The organism is Candidatus Desulfolinea nitratireducens (genome assembly GCF_982879505.1).
Window position 1 is genome coordinate 10,656 of record NZ_CEYOSI010000082.1, and the last position, 721, is coordinate 11,376.

Genomic DNA, 721 nt, shown 5'->3' on the forward strand with positions numbered 1-721 from the left:
TGGCAGATCACTGATATCCAAAAAAGCTTCATCCACCGAGATCTGTTCCACAAGAGGGGTAACCTCTCGTAATAGTGCCATTACCTTCTTCGATGCCTCGCCATATAAGTGATGTTTTCCAGGAACAATTTTCAGTTCAGGGCAAAGAGCCAGGGCGCGTCCCATTGGCATCGCTGACCGGACACCGCTTGCCCGTGCTGCGTATGAACAGGATGATACCACGCCGCGTTCTTCTGGTCTGCCTCCTACAGCAAAGGCTTTACCGCGCAGTGAAGGATCGTGATTTTCTTCAACCGCGCAGTAAAAAGCGTCCAGATCGAGGTGAATGATTTTTCGAGGCAAAATATTTTCCACAGATTATCTAGATTTTGCAGATTTTTTTGTCTGGATATCCCCAGACAAAGCGTTTGTACTTGAGGCTTTTTGTGCCAAAATTTATTAACAGGCCACGATAAAATCCCGTCGCCTTGAGATAGTTCAAGACCTGTGATTCTTCGGTTGAAGTCAGTCTTGTTAGAGCTTTAAACTCTACGACAATTTCAGAGAAGCAAATAAAATCAGCACGATAACTTGTTGGAAGTTTTGTGCCTTTATAAATAATAGGCAAAGGAACTTCTCTTTGAAATGGAATGTTATGTTTCGGAAATTCCAGGACAGCCGCTTCTTGATAGACAGCTTCCAGAAAGCCATGACCCAATTGGCGATGAATTTCCATCGCTGC

2 protein-coding genes are annotated in these 721 nt (G+C 44.4%); both read right to left on the minus strand.

Features of this window, described 5'->3' with window-relative positions; translation table 11 throughout:
- Positions 1-342, minus strand: a 342-nt coding sequence (locus AC3DOM_RS09000; protein ID WP_487918709.1) for a Y-family DNA polymerase, incomplete at its 3' end; no start/stop codon positions are given.
- Positions 343-361: 19 nt separating this feature from the next.
- A partial coding sequence (locus AC3DOM_RS09005; RefSeq protein WP_487918710.1) for a GxxExxY protein occupies positions 362-721 on the minus strand: 360 nt, incomplete at its 5' end.